Source organism: Alteromonas alvinellae, assembly GCF_902705805.1.
Genome location: NZ_CACSIH010000246.1, coordinates 19,856 through 28,007, shown reverse-complemented (window position 1 = coordinate 28,007; position 8,152 = coordinate 19,856). Strand labels below are relative to the sequence as shown.

Annotated in this window: 9 protein-coding genes; 5 read left to right on the top strand and 4 right to left on the bottom strand. The window is 44.0% G+C overall.

From position 1 onward, the window contains the following. Window positions 1-97 precede the first annotated feature (97 nt). Together ACX5KA_RS19400 and ACX5KA_RS19395 are read left to right on the top strand one after the other, a co-directional pair. The gene (locus ACX5KA_RS19400; RefSeq protein WP_171338034.1) at window positions 98-1,042 is read left to right on the top strand and encodes a hypothetical protein; all 945 of its coding nucleotides are present in this window, start codon (window positions 98-100) and stop codon (window positions 1,040-1,042) included. Window positions 1,043-1,324: 282 nt separating this feature from the next. Further along, entirely contained in the window at window positions 1,325-1,789 is a 465-nt protein-coding gene (locus ACX5KA_RS19395) for a hypothetical protein (RefSeq protein ID WP_216600789.1), read from the top strand. Between the two features lie 55 nt (window positions 1,790-1,844). Here ACX5KA_RS19395 and ACX5KA_RS19390 read toward each other — a convergent pair whose 3' ends face one another. The 3 genes from ACX5KA_RS19390 to ACX5KA_RS19380 form a co-directional block, all read right to left on the bottom strand. Continuing rightward, window positions 1,845-2,108: a TIGR03643 family protein gene (locus tag ACX5KA_RS19390; protein ID WP_015000000.1), complete on the bottom strand. Its 264-nt coding sequence runs from the start codon at window positions 2,106-2,108 to the stop codon at window positions 1,845-1,847. A 99-nt stretch (window positions 2,109-2,207) separates the two neighbouring features. Beyond that, window positions 2,208-4,352 carry an exonuclease domain-containing protein gene (locus tag ACX5KA_RS19385; RefSeq protein ID WP_039221529.1) on the bottom strand — a complete coding sequence of 715 codons (2,145 nt, stop codon included), beginning with the start codon at window positions 4,350-4,352 and terminating at the stop codon, window positions 2,208-2,210. 117 nt (window positions 4,353-4,469) lie between these two features. Continuing rightward, window positions 4,470-4,757 (bottom strand): hypothetical protein, encoded by a 288-nt coding sequence (locus tag ACX5KA_RS19380; protein WP_171338033.1) that lies wholly within the window; start codon window positions 4,755-4,757, stop codon window positions 4,470-4,472. Window positions 4,758-4,950: 193 nt separating this feature from the next. On the opposite strand from ACX5KA_RS19380, the gene ACX5KA_RS19375 reads away from it, so the two are divergent. The 3 genes from ACX5KA_RS19375 (at window position 4,951) to ACX5KA_RS19365 (ending at window position 6,280) form a co-directional block, all read left to right on the top strand. Continuing rightward, entirely contained in the window at window positions 4,951-5,142 is a 192-nt protein-coding gene (locus tag ACX5KA_RS19375) for a CPXCG motif-containing cysteine-rich protein (protein ID WP_039221527.1), read from the top strand. Beyond that, window positions 5,135-5,764, top strand: a complete 630-nt coding sequence (locus ACX5KA_RS19370; RefSeq protein WP_171338032.1) for a flavin reductase family protein — start codon at window positions 5,135-5,137, stop codon at window positions 5,762-5,764. Before ACX5KA_RS19375 ends, ACX5KA_RS19370 begins: the two co-directional genes overlap by 8 nt. A gap of 222 nt (window positions 5,765-5,986) precedes the next feature. Then, window positions 5,987-6,280: a high-potential iron-sulfur protein gene (locus tag ACX5KA_RS19365; protein WP_014951285.1), complete on the top strand. Its 294-nt coding sequence runs from the start codon at window positions 5,987-5,989 to the stop codon at window positions 6,278-6,280. Window positions 6,281-6,437: 157 nt separating this feature from the next. Here ACX5KA_RS19365 and ACX5KA_RS19360 read toward each other — a convergent pair whose 3' ends face one another. After that, a complete protein-coding gene (locus ACX5KA_RS19360) occupies window positions 6,438-8,057 on the bottom strand; it encodes an amidase (RefSeq protein ID WP_458731981.1) in 1,620 nt (539 codons plus the stop codon). Window positions 8,058-8,152: the final 95 nt, after the last annotated feature.

Genomic DNA, 8,152 nt, shown 5'->3' with positions numbered 1-8,152 from the left:
CTTGCCAGCGCCTTCTGAGTGGGCAATTATCTATGCGGATTGGTATAAAAAGATTTAATGTATAAACTACTTAATCATGTTGTTTAGGGTTAAACAGGTGCGAAATCCTTTTTTGTTTATTTTACCGCTGATAGCCATTGCGGGAACTAACGCGCATGCAGAACAAATAGCGCCCACCTTCTCACAGAAGCTAGATATTCAAGTTCGTTACGATAATCGTTCCAACCGCCCAAGCCGCGAACAATATCGACTGCGTTACTATCCCTCTCTTGCCATCACTTCAGCGTGGTCAGTAAACAGCTTTGTGGTAACTGGTGATGACTTTTCATCAAGCCACAATACATTCGGTAGCGACAACACTGATTATCTCTACGCAAGGCGACTATACTTAAGGCATGAATCTGAGTCAGGGAAAACAGAGTTAGGCATTATTCCAACTTACAAAGGGCGTGTTTCTTCCACCGGCTTGTCGAAAGATGGTTGGATAACGGGGGTACGTCACGTGAAGCAATTGCAAAACGACACCGCCATTGAAATAGTCTTTGGTCAACTTGTAAATGCTGAAGCATCTGAAGCCTTTAATATTGGCGGAGAGGATGAGTATTTCGAAATTGAATATTCGGCCAAGATGGGACAACGACATAGCTACGAAGCCAGTTTTGAAAGAATGTTGAACGGTACGTTTGCCCGGGCAGAATATCGATTACGTATTAATGAACAAGATACCGCGTTCATTGAATTAGTGCAGCGTACTGATGAAAGTGCTGCGAAAGTTGTAGTGGGCACCAGCGGTGAATTCGCTGCAAGCGCTTTTAACACATCATATCCTATCGAATATTTTGCTTACTATTCCTATATAGACAGTAGTTTTGGTGAGCGCGCTGAATTAATTGAAGACTTTCTAGGAACAGGTCACGGCGGCTCTCTGGAATTTAGTGGCGTGCTATCTGAGAAGCATGATGTTGAATGGTTTATAAGAGCTGATGTGGTAGATAGCGTCAGTCGATTATTGGCCGGTGTAAAACTTTCTTTTGAAAGTTGAATGACTGATACTCGTTAAAGTGTGCGTTCTTTATTACTACCGAGAAAATGAGCGCCATTGAGCAACATAAAAAAGGCCCATCAGATGATGGGCCAAACAGCAAGAACGCGTACACACTTTAACAGTGCATAATAGGTTACGGGTTGGTCTGTAAATACGTTCAATTATTCTAGATTACGTATTTTTAACCTGAACAACTTTCTTCGTACTCGCGCTTTTATTACAATTTAACGTGTCTTGTTAGCCAGCTAAATTCAATCGCGCTGCGCAAGGCGATGTGTGTTGTCCGATAGAAAAGGTGTTCTTGTGCCAAGCCGCTATGCTCAGTTCAAAGAAAAACTTCCCATTTCTCGCCTCTCTGACGATGTGCTTCTCGCATTTCGCGTTCTTTTTGATGATCCCCTTGATATTGTAGACCTAGCGCAAGATATAGCAGACCTTGCACTTTATCCTGAGCGATTACAGGAGAGTTACAGAAAAGAGTGGGAAGCCTATGTACTTAAGGCGCTAGCTTTTGAGATAAGGCAACACGACAACCTATCCCCCGCCGAATTTATTGAATTAATGATGAGTAAGGTAGAGGCAATACAGCAGAACAATGACACCTACCACAATCTGTTACGCCAAGTTCATCACGCTAAAAGTATTTTGCAATCAGAAAATACGGTTATCTTTCCAACGCCGTTACGTCAGCAGTTAACCGCGTTTCTTTTACCCATAACCACCATTACTCCGCCAAAGAAGTAATGTAGGCTAGTTCACGTTGTCAATCCGGTAACGTCAAACAAATACTTATTGAGCATTACTTGTTGGCACTTTTGTATTTGTATTGCGAGGGACAATAGCCTCTATCCACACCTTCAGGGCGCAAGCTGGCGTGTTTGGTCTTTCTGCCTGACACCCGTTCTCGCCAATTTTTAAAAGTTTTTTGTTTAAGATTTTTACGCATGAGCTTTATTACGTCTTTCTCTGGAAGCCCGTACAAACGCTCAATGGCTTCAAACGGCGTGCGATCTTCCCACGCCATTTCAATAATTCGTGATTCTTGTTCTTCAGTTAATGCCATTTCTTACATCTCAATATGCACGTTATAACTCAACTCAATACAGCATTTACGCGCATTTTGTTCAGTGTCCGCATGCTAAAAATTTCAATAACAACCTTATTAATTCGACGACAACGCCGCAAGTTCATCATCTTTCTCAAACGCCAGCTTTAACAGTTCGGCGGCAGCCTTGGCATCGCTGAGCGCTCGGTGATGCTGCTCCATTTCTATACGGAAGTGTTTAGTTAAATTAGCCAAAGAGTACGAAGGCAACCCTGGATAGGTGCGTCGCATTTCGCGAACGGTGCACATTTTAGGGCGTCTGAAGTTCTGCTCTAGTCGCGCAAACTCTTGTTTAATGAAGCCATAGTCAAAGTTCACGTTATGCGCAACAAATACGGTATCTTCGGTAAATCGTGCCACCTGCTCAGCGACTTCGGCAAACAGCGGCGCGTCTGCTACCATCTCGTCTGAGATACCGGTAAGGCGGGTTATATTACTAGGGATTCTACGCTGCGGGTTCAATAAGGTTTGAAATCTGTCTACCTCTTCACCGCCAACTAGTTTAACCATGCCTATTTCGGTAATGCGGTTATAACTATTGTTTCCACCGGTAGTCTCAATATCCACTACCACATAGGGTTGGGCTGGGTCGCGCACCCAGTTCACTGTCGTCACAGCAACATCAAAACCGGCTTGTTGCAAACGCTGAATTGAAACCAACTGATTTCGGCGAAGCTGATCGCCAGGCGCTTTTATCTCTTCAAAGCGAAGCGCACCGTCAAACACCATAATATCTGGGAAGCCATCTCGAAGGCTCTCAAAGTCTTTGCACATCATGCGAAGTAAAGCATAAATAGAGCCTAGCGAACCATGCTCAATTAGCGCTTCTATAGGCGTAAGCAAATGGCTTGACCACATAAATAGGCTGTTCACTTTGCCATAGTGCATTGTGGCCATCTTGTGGATGTGAAAACGGAGCTTTTCTTTGCTATCGAGCGCCTGTAACAGTGCTTCAATGCTGTGCTCAAACTTGGCGTAAAAGTTATTCTGCTTAAGCGATAGTGGCCTGCGATCAAACTCTGTAACCAACGTATCTTCTTCGTAAAGTTGCTTCCAAAAAGTAAGGCCGAATAGGCTGCGCCATAATCGATTTTCTGTACGCCAGCCCTCTATTCCATGTCGAGCATAGTGCGCTAACACTCCACGCTCCACTTGCTGATTTTGGCTTACATCAATATCCAAAGTTCGGCTGGCATTGCGAAGCATGTCGGTAACTGTGCTGGTGCGTTTTTTATGGTATTTACGGGCATAAAAATCTTCTGCAAATGCTAAAAGCGTGTCCGATTGAGGGTTATCGATAATATCTTCTAGTGCTTGTTTGACGTCACCTTCCTTCCCATCTTTATAGCTCTCTCTTAGCCACTTTTCTTTTGCTTTATCGCTTTGCGCTAGTTTTAAAATGTCTAACCCTTTGGCCCTATCGCACGCCAACACTTTAAGCCCAAGCGCGTAAAGCAGCTGGTCGCGATAGAAACTGGCTGACACACCTTCTGTAGCTGGGAAATCATCTTCCGCTAAGGCAAGTAACATATCATTGTTATAAAAAGCTAACTGACTGTAATGATTTGCGTAAAACCAAGAGGCTTCTGCGTCGCTTTTGGTGTCGAAACGCGCGGTATCTGTTACCGAATCAGAACGGGTTCTCATTACGCCTAAATCGCGCATAGAAAACTGATTTAAACGGCTTTTGGTGTTACCAAAATAGATGAACAGCAAATAGCGAAGCGCATCGTCGAATAGGCACACCAAGTAGTTATTAAGCGAGAAGCGCTCTGGCCAGCCTCTAGCACCGATATGTTCATTAAGCAACGTCACGAGTTTAGGCTTAGTAAGAGACGCTAGCCCCTGCGTACTGCCGTATTCAGCGAGAAGCGCCAATAACGCGTCTTTGGTTAGAACGCCGGCGATATCATTAAGCGATGCGTTCGAAAGGTCGCCAAACCACCCGCTATCAATAAGCCAATCTATTTGAGCTTGTGGTTCGACTATCTCGTCGTAGTTAAACTGGGTTCTGTCAATAACCGCATACTTGCGATTTGCAGCGCGCACCACAATACATTTTTTGTCATCGTCCAATGCGTTAAAGCGCTCAATAAAATCAGCTGCCTCATCACTTAAAAGCGTGCTGTTCGCACCTTCAAAGAATTTAAGGAACTCGTGAAAGTGTGTGAGGTAATAACGTGGCGGTAAATCTTTTCGCATGAAGTATCTTTGGCTATGAAAACACCAACAGTGTATATTTATACAGCCATATTAATCAAATTAAATCCATCGCGATTGAATTACACATCCGCTACTAAAAGTACAAAATGTGCCTTTTTAAACACGTACTCGCTGTTTAGACACCCACTGAAAGAACGCTGAAAGCTGCTCGTCATCTAATAAAAGTTGCAAATTGGAGTAGTGCTTAGCCAATGTCATCTCATCATAAAAGCGATGTATTCCGCTATGGCATTGCCTGCAAATATAAATACCGCCCTGCAGTTCGGCTTTGCTAAAGTGCTTTTTGAAATAGGTGCGTCGGTGCATTTTTTTGGGAATAAGGTGGTGATAAGTAAGGCGCGTCTCTCTGTTACAACACGGGCATTTTCCCACCTGATTTGCCACATTTTCACCTTTATTTGCCTAGCTGGTCGCTATTGAAGTCAACGGTTTAAATTTAATATTCAACGGTGATTGAACGACACCGCCGCTGCCTGCGCGCTACAACCACGCAAACAACTATGCTCTTTTCAAAGAAAATCCACTCGTCTTAACATTACGTAATAAAACTGTTTAGTGATTAATAAGGCGATTAAATATGAGCTTAACCCGTTCCATGGACTTTTCATGTCCCTACTGTATGGCCCCCAATGATGTAGAGATAGATGAAATTAACGATGTTGGCCAAGTACAGGTACTCGACTGCCAGGTGTGTTGCCAGCCTATAGAGCTTACCGCTTACCAGCACGGTGAAGACATTCAAATAGAGGCTGAACGAGAGAATGACTAAACAATTTACTCGCAGCGATATTGATGAACTAACTCAGCGTTACCGTGCCAACCTAATTAACAGTTTGTCTGGGTTCAAATCGGCCACATTGGTGGGTACTACAAACGGTAACACCAACAATTTAGCTATTGTAAGTTCGGTTGTTCATGTGGGCGCTAATCCACCACTTTTAGGCATGATAATGCGCCCACACACTGTAGTAAGAGACACCCTTAGCAATATAAAGCAGCAGGGCTTTTACACGCTCAATCACGTGTCAACTGATTGGGTAGACAAGGCACACCAAACATCTGCTCGCTACGCCCCTGATGAAAGCGAGTTTGAAGCAGTGGGTTTAACGCCGCAGTTTAGCGAGTCTTTTAGTGCACCGTTTGTTAAAGAAAGTGAAATTAAGATGGGCTTGAAGGTGGCGCAACACTTCACATTGCTCAACGAGACCGAAATGGTCATTGGAGAAATCCGAGAGCTTCATATGCCAGAGAACATTATTGACAAAGACGGGTATGCAGATATAGAAAAAGCAAACACCGCCTGTATTTCTGGATTAGATAGCTATCACAGCACAGCGCGTATTGCACAATTTGCCTACGCCAAACCTGGAGTTCCCCTAGCTAAAAAGTGAACTTGAAGCAGAAAAAACGGTCTGATGATTGTAATCTGGAGGCATCACTCTGAATTTTATTTAATCTGGATCAAGTGAAAATACGACATTTCATTCGATCTTTTTTCAAAAAGAGATAGTATTTAAACAATACACAAAACCTGCCTCTTTGGGCAGGTTTTTGCGTTTAAGGTACTGAATAAAAAAGAATCATTATCGTTTCTATCTCTTAAGGAGAATGTTATGAAATCTGTAAATCGCCGTGACTTTTTAAAGCTTTCTGGCTCGACGGTTATCGGTCTTACATTAGGTGGTGTAGCGTTACGTGCTCAGGCTCAAGAACAATTGAGTGCTGATGACCCTACTGCAAAAGCACTGAACTACACACCGTCGTCAACTGTTGAAGGTGCAAAATGCGCAAACTGCATGTACGTGCAGGGCGCCGATGGCGAACAACACCGCCCTTGTAACATTTTCCCTAATAAGCTTGTTAACGCTGATGGCTGGTGTAGCGCTTGGGTGAAAAAGCCCGGCTAACCCTGCAGAGGTATATCTTCTTTTGCATAGTGCAAAGTGATGTAAGCAATGTAAGTAATCTAAGTTGCAGTCTACGCATGAAAAGAAGTGAACAACATTTAAAGCCCTTGAGTTCAATCAAGGGCTTTTTTGTTTCAGTTGGGGCTTAAAATTGCCACTAGCGGTCATCACCAAGACCATCTTCAATACCTTTCAACGCTGGGTTGTCAAAACGTGTAGGCAGAAGGCCAGGCTTAATGAAGAAGCCGTGTTTTGCTTCAAAGACTCGACCTATTTTCAAAACACTTTCGTCTTGCCACTTACCACCAATAAAACTAATTCCCACAGGAAGATCTTTTACTTGTCCGGCAGGTACTGTAAGGTGCGGATAACCAGCGATGGCAGCCAAATACCCTATACCAATAAAGCCGGCTGGCGAATGGTCGCCGTATACTCCGTCGATAAGAAATGATGGACTGTTCGAGGGCGCAACCAATATATCAACATTGTGTTTTGCTAATAATGTATCGATACCGTTCTTGCCTGCAGTGTCTTGAATAAGGCGCAGCGCATTTTGATACTTTTCACTGTTAATGGCTGTCGACGCGAGCGACTTCTCGAATATATCTTGGTCGAATAACGCTAACTCGCGTTCTGTTTTATTATTAAACGCGATGAGCTCTGATAAGTTCCTAACAGGAAGCTCTGCTGGCGACGTCGACAAGTATTCGTTGATGCTATGATGAAACTCGCTAAGCAAAACATTATAAGAGTCGGCCCAAAAAGAATCTGGCTGAGAGAAGTCACTGATGTCCACCAACGCAGCGCCCGATGCTTTTAGCTGATTCAACGCCTTTTCATATACGGCGAGTACATGAGGATTATCGCCTTGGCGGTACCTAACCACACCAATTCGCTTACCTTTTAAATCGGTAGCAAGCATGAACGATGCGGGCATAGCTGGACGATGAGAGTCTGCATCTAGCGTAGCGTTATCGCTTGCATCTGTGCCTGCCATAATTGACGTCATCAGCCAGGCATCTTGAACGTTAGATGTCATTGGTCCCGCGGTGTCTTGACTGAAAGATATAGGCACTATGTGAGTTCTTGAAAGTAAACCCACTGTTGGTTTAAAGCCTACTACACCGTTTATAGACGCGGGACATATAATAGAACCATTGGTTTCAGTGCCCACAGCAAGAGACGCCAAACGAAGCGACATTGCCGCCCCTGAGCCTGATGACGAGCCACACGCACTTCTTGATAGTATATGTGGGTTTCGAGTAAGCCCACCCACAGCGCTCCAGCCACTCACCGAAGACTCTGAACGAAAGTTAGCCCACTCAGACAAGTTGGTTTTACCCAGTATAATTGCCCCAGCTGCTTTCAGTTTTTCCACAATAAACGCATTGCGACCGGTATCGTTATTGAGCAGCGCCATTGAGCCTGCAGTGGTGGGCATTTCTGTACTTTCGATATTATCTTTTAACAGAACTGGGATGCCAGCCAGAGGGCCAAGTGTTTCACCGCTCGCTATTTTTTTGTCGATGACTTTCGCTTCGGTCAGCGCGTTTGGGTTAAGCGCTAAGATACTATTAACCTTTGTATCTAGCTGTTTAATGCGGGCAATATAACCGCTGACTATTTCAGCAGAGGTAGTATCACCACTTGCAATAGCTTGCGCTTGAATGTGGGCAGGCTTATCCAGCCATTGTTCGATGTCATTATTAAGATTTGCTTGTGACGCGCATGCAGTGCATAACACAACAATAGCCAGTAAATACCACCGTTTGAGCATAGGTTCTTCCTTAACGCATAGTTCTAGTGCTTGTTTTAGCGAAGATTAACTTTGCTACAGAACAAACTCGCACCAATGTAGTGTTAGTTTCTTAT